The sequence below is a fragment of the Bradyrhizobium sp. SZCCHNS30572 genome (assembly GCF_032484415.1).
GTDB lineage: Bacteria > Pseudomonadota > Alphaproteobacteria > Rhizobiales > Xanthobacteraceae > Bradyrhizobium.
This window is the reverse complement of the sequence record NZ_JAUESY010000009.1, coordinates 383,451-400,091: the sequence shown is the minus strand read 5'-3', so window position 1 is coordinate 400,091 and position 16,641 is coordinate 383,451. Positions and strand designations below refer to the sequence as shown.

General features: G+C 65.5%; 14 protein-coding genes. 4 read left to right on the top strand and 10 right to left on the bottom strand.

What is annotated here, in order from left to right:
• The first annotated feature begins 23 nt into the window (after window positions 1-23).
• Window positions 24-917, top strand: coding sequence for a VOC family protein (locus QX048_RS26955; protein ID WP_316200754.1), 894 nt, complete (start codon window positions 24-26; stop codon window positions 915-917).
• Window positions 918-942: 25 nt separating this feature from the next.
• Window positions 943-1,332 (top strand): 4Fe-4S binding protein, encoded by a 390-nt coding sequence (locus QX048_RS26950; protein WP_315712465.1) that lies wholly within the window; start codon window positions 943-945, stop codon window positions 1,330-1,332.
• Between the two features lie 42 nt (window positions 1,333-1,374).
• Here QX048_RS26950 and QX048_RS26945 read toward each other — a convergent pair whose 3' ends face one another.
• The 5 genes from QX048_RS26945 to QX048_RS26925 all read right to left on the bottom strand — a co-directional run bounded on the left by QX048_RS26945 (window position 1,375) and on the right by QX048_RS26925 (window position 6,993).
• On the bottom strand, window positions 1,375-2,118 hold the full coding sequence (locus QX048_RS26945) for an SDR family NAD(P)-dependent oxidoreductase (protein ID WP_315712464.1): 744 nt from the start codon (window positions 2,116-2,118) through the stop codon (window positions 1,375-1,377).
• A gap of 282 nt (window positions 2,119-2,400) precedes the next feature.
• The gene (gene purF, locus QX048_RS26940) at window positions 2,401-3,933 is read right to left on the bottom strand and encodes an amidophosphoribosyltransferase (protein WP_315712462.1); all 1,533 of its coding nucleotides are present in this window, start codon (window positions 3,931-3,933) and stop codon (window positions 2,401-2,403) included.
• Window positions 3,934-3,956: 23 nt separating this feature from the next.
• On the bottom strand, window positions 3,957-4,583 hold the full coding sequence (locus tag QX048_RS26935) for a CvpA family protein (protein ID WP_315712460.1): 627 nt from the start codon (window positions 4,581-4,583) through the stop codon (window positions 3,957-3,959).
• A gap of 174 nt (window positions 4,584-4,757) precedes the next feature.
• On the bottom strand, window positions 4,758-6,248 hold the full coding sequence (gene radA / locus QX048_RS26930; protein WP_315712459.1) for a DNA repair protein RadA: 1,491 nt from the start codon (window positions 6,246-6,248) through the stop codon (window positions 4,758-4,760).
• A gap of 19 nt (window positions 6,249-6,267) precedes the next feature.
• Entirely contained in the window at window positions 6,268-6,993 is a 726-nt protein-coding gene (locus tag QX048_RS26925) for a sulfite exporter TauE/SafE family protein (protein ID WP_315712457.1), read from the bottom strand.
• Window positions 6,994-7,263: 270 nt separating this feature from the next.
• On the opposite strand from QX048_RS26925, the gene QX048_RS26920 reads away from it, so the two are divergent.
• Window positions 7,264-7,551 carry a hypothetical protein gene (locus tag QX048_RS26920; RefSeq protein ID WP_409998620.1) on the top strand — a complete coding sequence of 96 codons (288 nt, stop codon included), beginning with the start codon at window positions 7,264-7,266 and terminating at the stop codon, window positions 7,549-7,551.
• A gap of 204 nt (window positions 7,552-7,755) precedes the next feature.
• Window positions 7,756-8,574: an LssY C-terminal domain-containing protein gene (locus tag QX048_RS26915; RefSeq protein ID WP_315749930.1), complete on the top strand. Its 819-nt coding sequence runs from the start codon at window positions 7,756-7,758 to the stop codon at window positions 8,572-8,574.
• A gap of 14 nt (window positions 8,575-8,588) precedes the next feature.
• Here the strand turns inward: QX048_RS26915 and QX048_RS26910 are convergent, their stop codons facing one another.
• From QX048_RS26910 to QX048_RS26890, 5 genes are all read right to left on the bottom strand, one after another.
• Window positions 8,589-10,094 (bottom strand): MFS transporter, encoded by a 1,506-nt coding sequence (locus QX048_RS26910; protein WP_315749931.1) that lies wholly within the window; start codon window positions 10,092-10,094, stop codon window positions 8,589-8,591.
• Between the two features lie 72 nt (window positions 10,095-10,166).
• Complete coding sequence (locus tag QX048_RS26905; RefSeq protein ID WP_315826775.1) at window positions 10,167-11,978, bottom strand: amidohydrolase; 1,812 nt, start codon at window positions 11,976-11,978, stop codon at window positions 10,167-10,169.
• Between the two features lie 247 nt (window positions 11,979-12,225).
• On the bottom strand, window positions 12,226-13,026 hold the full coding sequence (locus tag QX048_RS26900) for a hypothetical protein (RefSeq protein ID WP_315826776.1): 801 nt from the start codon (window positions 13,024-13,026) through the stop codon (window positions 12,226-12,228).
• A 95-nt stretch (window positions 13,027-13,121) separates the two neighbouring features.
• Entirely contained in the window at window positions 13,122-14,618 is a 1,497-nt protein-coding gene (locus QX048_RS26895; protein ID WP_315826777.1) for an amidase, read from the bottom strand.
• Window positions 14,619-14,697: 79 nt separating this feature from the next.
• Window positions 14,698-16,482, bottom strand: coding sequence for an amidohydrolase (locus tag QX048_RS26890; RefSeq protein WP_315826778.1), 1,785 nt, complete (start codon window positions 16,480-16,482; stop codon window positions 14,698-14,700).
• Between the last annotated feature and the right edge of the window lie 159 nt (window positions 16,483-16,641).

The window sequence follows — 16,641 nt, the reverse complement described above, 5'->3', positions numbered from 1 at the left end:
GACGGACCAATCGGAGATCGCAGATGGACCATCTGACCTTGCCGCGAACCGGCGCATCCAGCGAGATCGCGACCTTCGGGCCGGTGCATCTGGAGGTCACGCATCTCGAGCGCGCGATCGATTTCTGGTGCGAGACCGCAGGTCTGCGCCTGCGCAAGCGCAACGGCGCGGCCGAGCTCGGCACGGCGGGCGAGACGCTCGTGGTGCTGCATCCCGGTGCGAAACGCCCGGCGCTGCGCGGCTTCTCCGGCCTCTATCATATCGCCATCCATGTGCCCGACCAGGCGGAATTCTCGCGGATGCTGCGCCGGCTGATCGCCAGCCGCACGCCGATCTCGCCGGTCGATCACGTGATGTCCAAGGCGATCTATCTCAACGATCCTGACGGGCTCGGCATCGAGTTCACGCTGGAGACGCCGGAGCGGTTCGGCGGCTACGGCACGTTCGAGACCGATTTCACCGTGTTCGATGCCGAAGGCCGGCCCTGCAGTGGCAGGAGCCCGCTCGACGTGCGCCATGAGCTGGCGCAGGCGAAAGGACCGCCGCTGTCGGCGCTGCTCGCCGACGCCGCGCGGATCGGCCATCTGCATCTGCACGTCCCGCGCATCGAGGCTGCGCGCACGTTCTACACGCGGCTTGGCTTCCTGCCCGGCGCATTCGCGCCACAGCTGGGGTTTGCCGATCTCGGCGCCGGCGGCGCCTACACCCACCGTATCGCATTGAACGTCTGGCAGGGGATCGATGCGCCGCCAGCACCCGCAGGCGTGGCGCGGCTGCGCGGCTTCTCGATCCGCTTCGACACCCGCGCGCGCCTCGACGCCGCGCTGCGCGGCCACGACGAGGTGATCGTGCGGGGCGATCAGTACGTGCTGCGCGATCCCGCCGGCACCACGCTGATGCTGACCGCCGAAGCCTGATTCATCCGCCCATGGAGCCGACAGCGTGACCGACCAGACCGAGCCGACACCACCGCTCTCGAAGCGCACCAAGGCTGCCAAGGTGCGCAAGGCCGCGCAGCATCCGAAACGTCCGGGCGCCGGCTGCAAGGCCGAGCCGGGCAGCTTCGTGCCGGTCGTCGACCGCAACCGATGCGAGGCCAAGGGCGACTGCGTCGAGGTGTGCCCCTACAACGTGTTCGACGTTGCGCCGATCAGCGGCGACGATTTCCGAGCGCTGTCCTTCCTCGGCAGGATGCGCGTGCGCTTTCACGGCATGAAGACGGCCTACACGCCGAAGAGCTATCTCTGCCTTGCCTGCGGCCTGTGCGTGGTGGCTTGCCCGGAGCGCGCCATCGATCTCGTGGAGGTCGCGGCGGGTGACAGCGCGACGTAGGAGTGGAGCCTGCGACCGCCCTGGTGCCGTCGACGCGATAGTCTACGCCGGTGGCTGAAAGCTCTTCAGCGCGCGGGTCTTGTACTCGTAGAGCTTGCCGGTCTCTGTCCACGACGGCAGGCACATCGGCACGATCAATTCGGCGACCTGCTCGGGTGTCTCGAGCGTCATCGGGTCTTCACCTGGGAACACCGTGGCGCGCATGCGGGTGCGGATCGGGCCCGGGCTGAACAGGTTGACGCGCAGCGCCGTGCGCTCGGTCTCGTGCGCCCATACCCGAGCCAGGGTCTCCAGCGCCGCCTTGGTGACGGCGTAGGGGCCGAGATAGGCCTGCGCCTTGTGAGCGGCGCCTGAGGTGAGGAACACCGCGCGGCCGGCGTCGGAGGCCTTCAGCAGCGGCTCCATGCAGCGGATCAGCTGGAAGTTGGCGGTGAGGTTGACCGCGACGACGTCGTTCCACGGCTTGAGGTCGATATGGCCGAGCGGTGAGGAGGGGCCGGGCACGGCGGCATTGCCGACGAGGATGTCGAGCTTGCCATGGCGCTCATGCAGCGCGGCGCCGAGCCGGGCGATGCCGTCGCTGTCGGTCATGCTGAGCGGCACCAGGGTGGCGCCGCTGCCGGTCTCTTTCCGGATCTCGTCGTCGAGTTCCTCCAGCCCGCCCTGGGTGCGGGCGACGGCGACGACATGCGCACCGGCGCGCGCGAGCGCGCGGGCGGTCGCATGGCCGATGCCGCGCGAGGCGCCGGTGACGAGGGCGATACGATTGGCGAGGGGAAGGGTCATCACGATAGTCTCTCAGCCGTCGTCCCGGCGAACGCCGGGATCCATATTCCGCGGCGGTTATGATGGAGTTGGGTGGCTGTGGCTAGTCCTGCCCGACAAACGACGGCCGGTGGTCAGGGCCTCCGGCATGTGCCGGGACGACGGCCGATCGAACGCCGTCGTTCCGGGGCGAGGCCGTTAGGCCTCGAACCCGGAATCTAGAGGTCAGGCGCACAAAACAATTTCGAGATTCCGGGTTCGATGCTGCGCATCGCCCCGGAATGACGGTGTGGGGAAAGAGCCTCAGCTCGCCTCGGCCAGGAGCGACAACTGCTGCTGGGTCGGCTCGACCAGCGACTGGTCGGTAAGGTGGGTCGGATAGCTGCCGGTGAAGCAGTGGTCGGCGTATTTCGGCGCGGCGGGGTCGCGGGCCGGCTCGCCCATGGCGCGGTACATGCCGTCGATCGACAGGAACGCCAGCGAGTCGGCGCCGATCAGCTCGCGCATCTCCTCGAGCGAATGCGTCGCCGCCAAGAGGCCGCCACGGTCCGGCAGGTCGATGCCGTAATAGTCGGGGTAGAGGATCGGCGGTGAGGCGAGGCGGAAATGCACCTCCGTGGCGCCGGCGTCGCGCATCATGCGCACGATCTTGCGCGAGGTGGTGCCGCGCACCAGCGAGTCGTCGATCAGGATGATGCGCTTGCCTTCGATCGCGGCGCGGTTGGCCGAGTGCTTCATGCGCACGCCGGATTCGCGGATCGCCTGCGTCGGCTGGATGAAGGTGCGGCCGACATAGTGATTGCGGATGATGCCGAGCTCGAACGGCACGCCCGAATGCTGGCTGTAGCCGATCGCCGCCGGCACGCCGGAATCGGGCACCGGCACGACGACGTCGACGTCGGGATGGCTCTCGCGCGCGAGCTGCGCGCCGAATGCCTTGCGGACCTCGTAGACCGAGCGGCCGCCGACCACTGAGTCGGGCCGGGCGAAGTAGATGTATTCGAAGACGCAGGGACGCGCCGGCTTCGGCGGGAACGGCTTGTGGCTGTGGGCGCCGTTTTCATCGAAGATCACGACCTCGCCCGGCTCGATGTCGCGGATGTAGCGTGCGCCGATCATGTCGAGCGCGCAGGTCTCCGAGGCCAGGATCGGGCAGCCCTCGAGCTCGCCATACACCAGCGGGCGGATGCCGAGGGGATCGCGGGCGCCGATCAGCTTCTTGTTGGTCATGCAGACCAGCGAGTAGGCGCCTTCGAGCGCGCGCAGCGCCTCGATGAAGCGGTCGATGAAATTGGTGCGGCGGGAATGCGCGACCAGATGCAGGATCACCTCGGTGTCGGTGGTCGACTGCATGATGGCGCCGGCGCGCACCAGCTCGCGGCGGAGCGTGAGCCCGTTGGTGAGGTTGCCGTTGTGGCCGACAGCGAAGCCGCCGGCATTGAGCTCGGCGAACAGCGGCTGCACGTTGCGCAGGATCGTGGCGCCGGTGGTCGCGTAGCGCACGTGACCGATCGCGGCATTGCCGGGCAGGCGCTCGATCACCTCGCGGCGGGAGAAGGTGTCGCCGACGAGGCCCAGGCGGCGCTCGCTGTGGAAGCGCGTGCCGTCATAGGAGACGATGCCGGCGGCTTCCTGGCCGCGATGCTGGAGCGCGTGGAGGCCGAGCGCGGTGATCGCGGCGGCATCATTGTGCCCATAAATGCCGAACACGCCGCACTCTTCGCGCAGCGTGTCTCCGTCAAGGTCTGGGTCTCTGAGGTAGGCTTGAGGTCCGAAGTCCAGATCCGCGTGAGTATCCGCTTGGGCTTCGCCGGAAGAATCGTGGTGCAGGTCCATCGCGCCTCTCTTCTGGGCTGAGCTCACTTGGCCGCGGGTTTCTCGATCAGCTTCTTCAAGCTGTCGCGGGCAGGCTTGCTATACCCATCGCCGCCCGCTCCGGGCGACTCGGTGTCAGTCTGGTCGTCGTCCGGCTTGTTCTTCTTGAATTTCTTTAAAATGGTGTTCTCAGGATCATCAGGCAAGAGCGACATCAGCCAATCCCCGGTTCCCTGCAGGACCACACGGGATTTGGCACCGGTGACCCAGTCCGGGCGCTGCTTGTCCGGCACCAGCCAGCTGAAGAACAGGAAGGCGACGACCACGATCAGCAGGCCGCGGCCCAGTCCGAACAGGAATCCGAGGGTGCGGTCGAGCGCGCCGATGCGCGAATCGAGAATCATGTCGGAGATTTTGACCGTGATCACCGAGACGATCAGCAGGGTGCCCACGAAAGTACCGGCGACGACGACCACGCTCGCGACGGTATCGTTGTTGAAATAGGTCTTGGCGGTCGGCAGCAGCTTGGAGAATGAATAAAGCGTGACCAGGGCGGCCGCGCCCCAGGCTGCGATCGACAGCACCTCGCGCATGAAGCCCCGGACCATCGCGAGCAGCCCCGACACCAGCATCACGCCGAGCAGGATGAGATCGAGGATCGTTATCGGCATCGGCTGCTCAGGTCCGCTTCACAGGTCCAAGGTTCGCTTCGAATCGACGGAGGACCGCCCCTCCGGGAGGAGGACAGCGAGGTTCCCCGGCAAGTCCGGACGGCTGCACGATCCCGTGTGGGCGACCGGTTGCGGCGTTGTATAGCGGCGAGTCACGCGAACGTCACGGTCCGGCTAGCCGTCCTGGCGGCGGAATCTCGCTGGTGTGGCATTTTTTTCGGCATGGCTGGGGCCGCGGCGGCCCTGGTCGCCGTCTTCGCGGCTGCTGTCGTGTCGGGCACGAGGCGTGCCGCGCGCGGCGATGTCGGCCACCAGGCTGGTCAATCCGCCGACGGTATTGAGGCTGAGCCCGGCGTCGCCGCCGGCCTCGCCGCGGGCGCGCTCCGGCAGTACCACGCGGCCGAAGCCGAGCTTGGCAGCCTCCTTCAGCCGAGCCGAGGTCTGTGCCACCGGTCGGACCGCGCCCGACAGCGAGATTTCGCCGAAATAGACCGCATCGGGCGGCAGCGGAGCGTTGACCAGCGAGGAGACCAGAGCTGCGGCCGCGGCGAGATCCGCCGCAGGCTCGTTGATGCGCAGGCCGCCGGCAACGTTGAGATAGACGTCGTGGCCCGACAGCTTGACGCCGCAATGCGCCTCCAGCACGGCCAGCACCATCGACAGCCGGCTCGGATCCCAGCCGACCACGGCGCGGCGCGGCGTGCCGAGCGAGGTCGGCGCCACCAGGGCCTGGATTTCGACCAGCACGGGGCGCGTGCCCTCGATCCCGGCAAAGACCGCCGTGCCGGGGCTGCCGAGATCGCGCTCGGACAGGAACAGCTCGGAGGGGTTGGTGACCTCGCGCAGACCCAATCCGGTCATTTCGAACACGCCGATCTCGTCGGTCGGGCCGAACCGGTTCTTGACCGCGCGCAGGATGCGGAACTGCTGAGAGCCCTCGCCCTCGAACGACAGCACCGCGTCGACCATGTGTTCGACGACGCGGGGCCCGGCGATCTGGCCGTCCTTGGTGACGTGGCCGACCAGGATGATCGCGGCGCCGGATTTCTTGGCGAACCTGATCAGCTTCTGCGCCGAGGCGCGCACTTGCGTCACCGTGCCCGGCGCCGATTCGACGGTGTCGGTCCACATCGTCTGGATCGAATCGATCACGATCAGTCGCGGCACGCCGCCTTCGGACAGGGTCGCGATGATGTCCTCCACCGACGTCTCAGCCGCCAGTTGTACCGGCGCATCCGCAAGCCCGAGGCGCTCGGCGCGCAGCCGCACCTGGGCGACAGCTTCCTCGCCGGAAATGTAGACCGCGCGATGGCCGGCGCGCGCCAGCATCGAGGTCGCCTGGGTCAGCAACGTCGATTTGCCGATGCCGGGATCGCCGCCGACCAAGAGCACCGAGCCGCGGACGAAGCCGCCGCCGGTGACGCGGTCGAGCTCGGTCATGCCCGACGACAGCCGCGGCGCGTCGATGGTCTTGCCGGTCAGCGATTCCAACTGGAAGGTGCGGCCCTTGCGCTTGGAGCGCAGCGAGACCGGCGCGGAGGTCGCGCCCGTCGTGTCTTCCTCGGCCAGCGTGTTCCACTCGCCGCAGGCCTCGCACTTGCCCTGCCAGCGCGAATAGGCCGCGCCGCAGTTCTGGCAGACGAAGGAGAGCGTGGTCTTGGCCATGAGGTGAGAATCGGTGCGGTCAGGAGTGGGTGGCGTTCCATAACATACTTAGGCCCGCGGCCAGCATGATGCCATCCATCACCACGCGGAACACATCGGGCTTCATGTGCAGCACGAAGCGCTTGGCGACGAAGGCGCCAGCCATCAGCGAGCCGCCGGCGATCAGGCCCTTGAGCAGAATGTCCGGCGTCAGCGCGCCGAAGCGCTGGAAGGTGATGGATTTCGAGACATAGAGCCCGAGCGAGCTCGCGGCCTCGGTGGCGAGGAAGGCGCCTTTCGACAGGCCATAGAACAGGAACAGCGGCACGCTCAGCGGTCCGGTCGAGACCACGATGCCGGTGAGGAAACCGATGATCGCGCCGCCGAGCGCGAGATGCCAGAGGTTGGCCTTGAGGTCGTGCCGCGTCAGCCAATGCCGTACCGGCACCATCGCCATCAGGAACAGCCCGATCGTGATATCGACCGCCTGCGACGGCAGGATCAGCAAGGTGCGCGCGCCGAGTGCGGCGGCCGGAATGCCGGTGACCGAATAGGCCGCGCAGGCGCGCCAGTCGACCTCGCGCCACCACGCCAGGATGCGCGACAGGTTCGCCATGACCGCAGCGACCGCCATGATCGGCACGGCCTCCTTCGGGCCGTACTCGTAGGCCAGCACCGGCATCAGCATGATCGACGAGCCGGTGCCGACGATGCCGGACAAGGTGCCGGCCACGAGGCCGACCGCGAGGACGAAGAGGAAGCCCAAGATTTTCGCGCCTTCGTGATGGCGGGCAAGATCTCTCTCCCGTCATTGCGAGCGAAGCGAAGCAATCCAGAGTCGCGCGCATGACTCTGGATTGCTTCGTCGCTTCGCTCCTCGCAATGACGGATGAGAGAAGCAGGGCCCAGGTGGTTAACGGGTGGTTCGAGCCGACTCGAAATCGGCGATGATTGTGCGTCCGCATCATTAAAAGTTGAAGCGTATTCCTCGCACGTCCGCCGATGTTCTCGGACGATGACGATGAGCAAAACGCCAATGTCCTTGCAGATGCGGCCGTCCATGACGGCAACCGCCGAGGCGGAGTTCCCCTGGTTCGCGGCCGCGATGCTGGCCATGGAAGCCGGCGAGGTCATCCGGCTCCGGCTGGAAAAGTTCGCGCGCGGCGAAGCCGATGCGGGCGAGGAGGCGGAGCTGATGGTCAGCGAAAAGCTCGCCGCAGCCTTGGAGGCGACGGCGAAGCTGATGGCCGGCGCCAGCCCGGCGGCGGTCGTCGATCTCTATCGGGATTATGTCGCGGCGAACGCCGAGCGGCTGTCGGCGTAAGCCCCGCGCAGTCCGATTACGTTGGACTGCGGATGTCGAGCAACCGGGCGCGGACGAGCTGGTCGAAACGCCGCCGACTGGGCGGTTTCATGCGTTCAGGTGCGGTGTTGCCATCGCGATGAAGATCGGACACCTTCCCGAAGACACCGACTGCTGTTCACTTCCTTTCGCCGGACCGATCCAGTGCGACTGCTCATACGCCTCATGCAACGCGTGCTGGTCGCCGGGCTGGGGATCTTCACGGTCTGGCTGATCGTCTTCGTGGTGTTCGAGACCGCGAACCGCAGGCTGCCCTGGATTGTCGCAGTCGGCGTCAGCTACGCGTTCGCGGCCTATGTCGTTCTGCCGCGCGTGATCCGGTTGAGTCTCAGGATTCTTCAGAAGCGGCGAGTGCCCAGCTACACGATCACGGGTGATGGATTGCCCGGCGACCCCGTTAATCTCGCCCTGGTCGGGACGCTCCAACAGCTTCGCGCAAGTTTTGCTGCGGTGGGGTGGTCTGAAGCGGACCGATTGGGCCTGACGAGCTCTTGGGCCATGATCCGCGCCTTCGTCCTCGATACGCCTTACCCCACCGCTCCGTTCAGCACGCTCTATCTGTTCGGACGCGGCCAGGATATCGGCTTTCAGAAAGCCATCGGCAACAGCCCGCGACAGCGCCATCACGTCAGGTTCTGGGCTGTTGGCCTGGCACACGCAGAGCAAACCTGGAATGCAGGCGATTTCTGGTCCAACGCCGATCGGCCGGCGGTCGATGAATCCGCTCTGTGGGTCGGAGCCGGCACGAAGGACACCGGCCTATCGTTCACTCGATTGACGTTTCAGGTCACGCACGCCACCGACCCGGATGTCAACGCCGAGCGGGACTACATCATGGCCGAACTGATCAGGACACGATCGATCGAGATCGTGGAGCTGTACAAAGCTGGTCAGAGCCTCCCTGAGCGGGTCAATCACTACGTGACGGACGGTGACATTGCGTTGGCGAGCATGTTGGTCTCCACCACGGACGACGGCACATGATTGCCGTCGTCCGTCTAATGGACATGCTGACGAGCCTCTTTCGATGTCGTTCGCTCTGCTCGGGGCCGGACCAGGAAGGCGGTGCCGAGCAGGACGACCATCGCAACGCAGACGACCGTCAGGAACGCCTGATCGAAGGCGCGGTGAGCGTGCGAGGTGACGATGGCAGCGAGTTCGGTTGGCAGCCGCTCGGCGGCGATCAGCGCCTCGTCGATGCTATCGCGCGCAACGGCGGGAATGCCGAGGCCGTCGGGCAGAACCATGAACGCCGTATAGACTCCGGACAGGATGCTGCCGAAAATGCTGATGCCGATCGTGCCGCCGAGCTCGAACGACACCTCCTCGATCGACGCGGCCATGCCTTCGCGGCCTTCAGGCGCGTGATTCATCACGGAGTTGGAGGCGGCGGCAATGGATGCTCCGAGCCCGAGCCCGTTGATCGCGATGCAGACCAATTGCAGGGCCAGATTGGCGTTGTAGCAGAGCAGGTAACCGGCCGCGCCGATGCCGGCGATCAACAGCGCGCCGGACATCGTGGTGGCGGCTCCCACGCGACGGAGCATGAGGCTCGCGAGCGGCCCGCCGATGAATGCACCGAGCGGGGCCGGCAGGATGTACAATGCCGCCTGCAGCGGCGAGTAGCCGAGGACGAGTTGCAGGCGCTGGCTGATCGCGAGCTCCGTCCCCGCAATGGCAAGCGAAGCCACGATCGCGGTGATCACGCTGAGCGTGAACTCGACGTTTCGGAACAGGGTGAAGTCGAGCAAAGGATCCTCGAGACGCAATTGACGGCGTACGAACACCGTCAACATGATGACCGTCGCGACAGCCGTGCCGGCAAGGACGACATAGGAAGACTGGCGACTGCCGAGCTCCTCGACGACGTAGGCGAAGCCGATCAGCCCGGCCATCACCTGCACTGAACCGAGGAGGTCCCAGTCGCGCTCAGCACGATCGGCCGGTGCAGGAATCAGCAGCAGGCCGGCGACCAGCGCCAGGACGACGAGCGGCACGTTGATCAGAAAGACCGAGCCCCACCAGAAATATTCCAGCAGGACACCGCCGACCAAGGGGCCGACTGCCGCCCCGCTGGACGCAACGGCTCCCCAGATCGCGATGGCGAGCGCCCGTTCGTGGTCATCGGAGAAGGTGATGCGAATGATCGACAGCGTCGCCGGCATCATCAGCGCGGCGCCGATCGCGAGCAGGACGCGTCCGCCAACCAGGATCGTGGCGGTCGGCGAATAGGCGGCGACGACCGAGGCCAGTCCGAAGACGATGAGGCCGGCGACGAATGTCCTCTTGTGCCCGACGCGATCGCCGAGCGAGCCGAAGCCTGGAAGCAGGCCGGCGACGACGAGCCCGTAGGCCATGACGATCCACAATTTCTCCGAGGCGGTTGCTCCGAGCTCATGGGTCAGGCTGGGCAGCGCGGTATAGAGCACCGTCATGTCGATGACGACGAGCGCCAGCGCGCTGGAGACGGTCAGGAGGATCAGCCAGCGATTACGTTTCGACATCGGCGAATCCGCCGGCGCAAGATTCTGTTCAGTCCGCGCATTCGCCATCTCGTGCACCGTCCTCATTCCCGTTCAGAGTCTGTCGCGATGCGTGATCCGGCCGTTCATCATCGTCAACTGAACGTTCACCTTGCCGATCTCGTGCGGCCCGACATCGAACAGGTTCTTCTCCAGCACGATCAGATCGGCCAGCTTCCCGACCTTGATGGAGCCGATCTTATCCTCCATGCGCATCTGGTAAGCTCCGTTGATTGTGTAGCCTCGGATGAGCTGCGGCAGGCTCAGGCGTTCGGCAGCGGGCGGATGGACCAGGCCGTCGGGCTTGCCGGGCTCCTGGCGCGTATGGCCGGCCTGCACCGCCTCGAGCGGCTTGACCACGACCTTGGAGCCGGTCGCCAGGGCATCCATTCCGAACGACACCGTGACGCCTTGGTCGATGAACGTCTTGAAGCTGTACATGCGGCTCCAGCGCTCTTCGCCGTAGATCTCGCGGATGCGGCGCTGGCTCGTATCCGGCACGCCCCACTGGATCTGGGTGTTCGCAATCAGGCCGAGCTTTCTGAAGCGCGCAATGTCCGAGGGCGCGGTGAGGAACGCGTGGCAGATGGTATGGCGGCGGTTGCCGGGGCCCTGCCTGCCGAACGCGGCTTCGTATCCATCCAGGCTCATGCGAACTGCGGCGTCGCCGACGGCGTGAAGGTGCGTATCGATTCCCTCCGCATGGGCTTCGCGCAGGATTCGATTCAACACCGGCGATGGCAACAATGGTTCGCCGCGCCAATCCTGGCGTCCGGCATAGGGATCCAGCAGATAGGCGGTGCGGCTCAGCTCGGTGCCATCGACGATCAGCTTGAGCACCTCGGCCTTGACCAGCGGAGTGCGATAGCGCTTCCGATAGGCCCGAATGATCGGCAGCGGATCGACGTTGGGGTCGTTGTGATAGAGGCTGCCGATCACGCGTTGCAGCAGCTTGCCGCGGCTCTCGAGGTCGACCAGCATGTCGAAACCGTGATGCTGCTCGGTCGGCCAGGCGCTGAAGCCGGCATCGAAGAGGGTGGTGATGCCGGCGGCTGCGAGCTTGGGCTGCCATTCCTCGATGGCGGCGGCGGCCGACTTGAGGCCGAACGGTTCGATGCCGTGCTTTTCGAGCGTCTTCAGTACCGCGAACAGCGCGGGTACTTCCGAAATGAAGCCAGTCGGCTCGCCATTGGGATCCTTTTCGTACCAGGAGGAGCCGGGCACGACGTCGCGTGGGGTGTCCTTCGTGATGCCGGCCATCTCCAGCAGCTTGGAATTGACCCAGTAGCTGTGCAGATCGCAACTGACGAGCAGGACCGGCCGGTCAGGGAAGATCGCGTCCAGCGGTTCCTTGCGGGGACCCGAGGCGGGGAACGCGCCCGCGATCCATCCGAAGCCGAGAATGAACTTCTCGTCGGAATGCGTCTTGGCGTAATCGCGCAGGATCTCGGAGATGCGCTCAGGATCTTCCTCGTTGACCCAGGCGCCGCGGGCAAATGCCAGAGTGCAAAGATGCCAATGCGCCTCGACGAAGCCCGGCATCAGCATGCGGCCCTTGAGGTCGATGACCTCAGCCCCCCGTCCGGCAAACTTCATCGCTCCGGCATCGTCGCCGACATAGACGATCTTGTCGCCCTTGACGACGACGGCCGCCGCCCAGGGCTGCGAGTCTTCCACCGTGTAGACGCGCCCGCCGCGAAACACGGTCGTGCGATTGGGGGCGGCAAAGGCCGGAGCCGAGCCAGCGGCCGCGAATGCTGCGGCGGCAACCGTTGTTGCAACCATCTGGCGACGGGTCAGTCCGCCGCCCTCCGGCTTCGACGCCGCGAACAGCGAACCGATGGCTGAGCCGCATGCGATGCACATTGTCCTGCTCCGAAAAGCCCGCGTTCCGCGTCAGCCGCATCATTCCCTGATCGTACGCTAAACTACGTTCTTCCGCGGCCGCCAGGATTGACCGCGATCAACTCGGCCTCAAAGGCGTCGAGCGTGCGCACGCAGACTGACGCTCTGGATGCTTGCTGATGGTGAAAATTCAAATCGAATGCCTTCAGACAGGATTGCAGACCGGATTGCTGCTCACGGCCACGGAGGCCGCTCGTTCCAAGCAGCGTCATTTTGGAAACAGGAAAGCCAGGCTGGCGCGAAACTGCCAATGCGATGCCTGGTCCGGCTTCAGCAGATTGTAGTACGCGCCCACCTCGGCATTGATCGGCTGCTTGTCGACCATGAAGAGCTTGCCCACGCCGACGCCGATCGGGACGACCCAGCGATCATTGCCCTTCGCGAGCCAGTTCGCCGTGATGATGGGACTCGAGCTGATGTAGGATCCGTCGGAGAAGTTGTAGGTCACGAAGTACTGCAGCATCATCTGGTTCACCGGCGCGCGGTCGCTCGGACCTGCAAATGACCAGATGTTGTTGGCGAGCACCCCCAGCACCCATGGACCCGGCATGGTCAGCGCGACAATGGTCGGACCTGCGCTCCATTTTCCCGAACCGAGGGCGGGATCGGTCGCCGACGGATAGGAAAAGGTCGGGCCGACACCCCAGATGAGGGCGCCCGAATGGGACGGGGTGAGCGCGAAGATCTGATTGATGTCGCCGACCCCGCCGATCCGGCCCTGCTCGGGGGAAAAGCGGACCTGGGCGATGCCGGGAATGGTCGTGCGCGTCACCAGATTCCAGTCGGCATTGAGCTGGAACGGGATGACCGGCTCGATCTTGAAGACGTCGGCCGTCTGCCGGTACGGGCCCGTATTCGGCATGGCGATATTCTCAAGGCCGACGCTGATCGTGTCCGCGATCGGGTTCTGCGCCGCCTTGGCCAGATCTTCGAGCGACGGCGTCTTGGCCTGCTGTGCCAGGGCGCCGGAGTCATGGCAGAGTGCCGAGACCAGGAGCAACAGAACCACGTGTCGGAAGGCTCTCGGCGTCCTTGTCGACCTCGCTGTCGAAGCGCTGCTCTTGCAGCCACCGTCTCGCGTCCGCACCGCGTGGCCCCGCTGCATCAGGTGAAGGTCGGAAAACGCTCGCCCGCGAACAGGGACCGCCGGAGACGGGACCAGTTGGACGCGAACTGGAACGTGTCGAGATCGGTGTAGGTCTGGCCGATCACCTGCATGCCCGAGGGCATGCGGTCCTCGACCAAGCCGAGCGGGACATCGACGACCGGATAGCGGTTGAGCAGATTCCAGTGCCACGTCAGCGCCAAGCCCAGACCGGTGCCCACCCACGGGTCCACCTTGTTTTCCTTGCTCTTGAACATGTCGGCCCCGACAAGAGGCGTTGCCATGGTCGGCATGAGCAGGATGCGGTACCCCTTGCCGAACACGCGCTGCTGGACCTGGCGGTGCAGCCGCTGCAGCAGCTCTTCGGCTTCTTCGGCCTGGCGCGGTCCGACCGGGCCGACCTGGTCGAGCATTTCGGTCATGTAGGGCGAGAGCTGATCGCGATGCGCATTCGAGATCTCGATCGCCGTGCCGATGGACGTCGACATCAGCCCGCGGATGAAGACCATCTTGTGGGCCTTCGTGAAGCCGCAATCGACCTCGTCCACCGTGCAACCCGCGGCGCGCAGCGCCTCGATGCCTCTCAGCATCGCGGCCTTCACGGACGGTATGACGTCCGCAATGCCGGCGCCCCAATCCACGGCGATGCGCCACCCGGAAAGGCGCGGATAACGGGTGGGATAGTCGAGGCGAGGGCGCATCGCGGCCATCATCCGCTCGGACGGACCGACGATCGCGTTCTGGAGGCGGACGAGGTCGTCGAAGCGCCGCGCCATCGGGCCCGAGGTCGCGAACGGGATTTCCCCACCGGCCACGCGTCCGAACGGCGGCCTGAAGCCATAGAGACCGCATTGCGAGGCGGGAATTCGGATCGAGCCGCCCATGTCCGAGCCCATGGCGAGCGTCGTGAAGCCTGCGGCCAGCGCCGCGCCCGATCCCGCCGACGACCCGCCCGGAGAGTATTCGAGATTCCATGGATTGCGTGTCGTGCCCCAGGCGCGGGTGGACGCGCCGAGGAAGAGGTAGAATTCCGGCACGGTCGTCTGGAACGGCATGACGGCGCCGGCTGCCTCGAGCAAGTCGGTGATGGCCGAGTTTTCCGTTGCCGGCGGCGAGTCCTTGTAGAGGAGCGAGCCCTGTGTGATCCGCCAGCCCGGTCTGGAGAATTCGTCCTTGATGGCCACCGTGATCCCTTCGAGCGGCCTCGGGTTGCCGCGCCGATACCGGTCTTCGGACTGCTTGGCCTCCTTCATCGCCTGGTCGAAGTGCTCGTAGGTGATGCAATTGACCTTCGTGTTGTAGGCTTCGATCCGCTTGATCTGCGCCTTCAAGAGATCGACCGGCGACGCCTTGCGGGCCCGGAACATGGCGATGAGATCGGCGACCGACGCGTAGCAGAGCGGATCGGCAGACTCGGCCCGCGCGGCCGGCAAACCGAGCTCGGACGCGACCAACGCCGCTCCCGCGCCTTTGATGAGCATTCTTCTGTCGATCATATACGCCTCCGCATGTCCGGGAATCGGTCTGAGTATGTCGATGTGGTCCTGAAGGTGTCGGTCCGAGACGTCGCCGGAGTCAGCTTCGCTGTTCGTGCCTGACCTGACCGTTCATGACGGTCATCAGCACCTTTGTGTTGTGGATGTCGTGCGGGGCGACTTCGAACAGGTTTCTTTCAAGCACGATCAGATCGGCGAGCTTGCCGACCTCGATCGAACCGACCTTCTGGTCGAGCCCGAGCTGATAGGCCGGGCCCATGGTGGCGGCGCGGATCGCCTCTTCGAGGCTGATCCGCTCGTCGAGCGGCACCAAAGCCGGCTGATCCGGCTTGTTCAAATCCCGCCGCGTGGTCGCGATCTCGATCGCATCCAGCGGCTTGTAGGTGCTGTAATAGCCGGCGGCCGGCCAATCGGTGCCGAGCGAGATGTTGGCGCCGTGACGCAGGATCGAGCCGGTGCGAAACGCCTGCTCGGCGCGGGCGCCGACGCGCGGCCGCATCACGCCCTGCCAATAGGCATCCGCCACCGACCATTGGGCGGAGAACTGCGCGGTGACGCCGAGCTTGGCGAAGCGCGGCAGATCGTCAGGTGAAACAAATACGAGATGCGCCAGCGTGTGCCGGCGATCACGCGGCGGATTGACCTTGATCGCGGCTTCGAACGCGTCCAGCGACAGGCGGTTGGCGCGATCACCGTAGGAATGGATGTGAATATTGAGGCCCGCCCTGTCGGCGCGGCGGATGATGTCCTTGAACTGCTCCGGCGGGACCAGCGTCTCGCCGCTCGTGCTCGGATCGTCGCTATAGGGGGCCAGCAATGCGGCGGTCCGTTGTGCTTCGCCGCCGTCGATGTTGAGCTTGAGAACGGGCGCCTGCACCAGTTCGGAATTGAAGCGCCGACGCAGGGCCTTCGCGATCGGCACGGGGTCGATCGCCGGATTGTTGTGGTAGGTCGATCCGACCACACGGAACGGCAGTTTTCCTTTGCGCTCCAGATCCTGATAGAGTTCGTAGCCTGTCTCCTCGGGCAGAACGAGCAGTCCGGCATCGAACACGCTGGTGATGCCGGCGGCCGACGCCTTCGGCAGCCACTGTGCGAGCGAGTCCGCAATATAGCCGGTCGTGAACGGCGAGATCGCGTTGAGGACCGGAAACATCGCCGGTGGCTCGACCAGATAGCCGGTCGGCTCTCCCGAGGCCGGGTCCCGCTCGAAGTAGCTGTAGCCGGGCAACGGATCCTTGGTCGCCTTGGTCACCTTGGCAATCGCCAGCGTCTTGGAATTGACCCAGGCGGAATGGCCATCGATCCCGACGAGAAAGACGGGCGTGTCCGGCCAGATCTGATCGAGATCCTCCTTGCGAGGGCCGGTCGGCGGAAAGGCGTTATAGCGCCAGCCGAAGCCGCGGACGATGCCGGCCTGGCCCAGCTTGGCGCGATAGGCCTTCAGGGCGTCGAGCATCTCCTCCCTTGTGTCGTATTGAAGATCGACACCCCGAGTCACGACAGCGCCCGCTATCGGATGGATGTGTCCTTCCACGAAGCCGGGCAGCAGCATCCTGCCGGCGAGATCGACGACGCGGGTCTTCGGGCCGATGAAGGACCGGACGCCCGCGTCATCGCCGACATAGACGATGTGCTTTTGCTTGACGGCGACCGCGCGGGCCCATTCCCGGCCGCCGTTCACGGTGTAGACCGGGCCGTTGCGAAACACGATGTCGGCCTTGCCGCCGCCGGTTCGCGCCTCGGCGTTCGTCGGAGCGGACACCGAGGCAACGCCGGCTGCGGCGAACGCCGCGCCTGCCTGCAGGAGCCTGCGTCGTGACGGCTCGGCCTCGTTGACGGAGCCAAAATCAAGCTGGAGCAAACCACGGAATCTTGCCCAGTTGCATGCGATGCACATGCATTCACCCTTACACGCTCTGCGGGAAACGCATTCTTCTTGATTCCGCGGATCAAATGAACTCGGGGGAACTACGTAGCCCTTCGCGTGCGAAGCGTTCGCATGAGCCTCGCGTGTTCGAGA

Bases quoted from the DNA above. Each gene is read 5' to 3' on its own strand.
- QX048_RS26955 (WP_316200754.1), top strand. From the start codon at position 24: ATGGACCATCTGACCTTGCCGCGAACCGGCGCATCCAGCGAGATCGCG.
- QX048_RS26945 (WP_315712464.1), bottom strand. From the start codon at position 2,118: ATGACCCTTCCCCTCGCCAATCGTATCGCCCTCGTCACCGGCGCCTCG.
- purF (WP_315712462.1), bottom strand. From the start codon at position 3,933: ATGGACCTGCACCACGATTCTTCCGGCGAAGCCCAAGCGGATACTCAC.
- QX048_RS26935 (WP_315712460.1), bottom strand. From the start codon at position 4,583: ATGCCGATAACGATCCTCGATCTCATCCTGCTCGGCGTGATGCTGGTG.
- radA (WP_315712459.1), bottom strand. From the start codon at position 6,248: ATGGCCAAGACCACGCTCTCCTTCGTCTGCCAGAACTGCGGCGCGGCC.
- QX048_RS26920 (WP_409998620.1), top strand. From the start codon at position 7,264: ATGTCCTTGCAGATGCGGCCGTCCATGACGGCAACCGCCGAGGCGGAG.
- QX048_RS26915 (WP_315749930.1), top strand. From the start codon at position 7,756: ATGCAACGCGTGCTGGTCGCCGGGCTGGGGATCTTCACGGTCTGGCTG.
- QX048_RS26910 (WP_315749931.1), bottom strand. From the start codon at position 10,094: ATGTCGAAACGTAATCGCTGGCTGATCCTCCTGACCGTCTCCAGCGCG.
- QX048_RS26905 (WP_315826775.1), bottom strand. From the start codon at position 11,978: ATGTGCATCGCATGCGGCTCAGCCATCGGTTCGCTGTTCGCGGCGTCG.
- QX048_RS26895 (WP_315826777.1), bottom strand. From the start codon at position 14,618: ATGATCGACAGAAGAATGCTCATCAAAGGCGCGGGAGCGGCGTTGGTC.